Origin of the sequence: Flavobacterium aureirubrum, from assembly GCF_038739835.1 — a bacterium.
GTDB classification, from domain to species: domain Bacteria; phylum Bacteroidota; class Bacteroidia; order Flavobacteriales; family Flavobacteriaceae; genus Flavobacterium; species Flavobacterium aureirubrum.
Window position 1 is genome coordinate 1 of the sequence record NZ_JBCGDO010000138.1, and the last position, 290, is coordinate 290.

Consider the following 290-nt stretch of genomic DNA (forward strand, 5'->3'; position numbering starts at 1 on the left):
GAGAAAATGTTACCTGCTAACACCTCTTTGGTTTTCAATCAAAAAACCGAACAAAAACTCGATTTTATTAAACAATTACAAGACCACGGTAACAATGTCATGATGAGTGGTGATGGTTTAAACGATGCTGGAGAGTTGGCACAAAGCAATGTTGGGATTTCAATATAAGAAAATGTCAATGTTTTTTCGCCCGCTTGAGATTGTATCTTAGACGCGTCTCAATTTGAAAAAATCAGTTTTTTTCTTGCCTATTCTAAAAACGCAATGCTTACTATTTATATGAGTTTTAT

At 33.8% G+C, this 290-nt stretch carries 1 pseudogene; it reads left to right on the forward strand.

Annotated features, from left to right (window positions below):
• Positions 1-290, forward strand: a pseudogene (locus WFZ85_RS16255) (heavy metal translocating P-type ATPase); the annotation flags it as partial.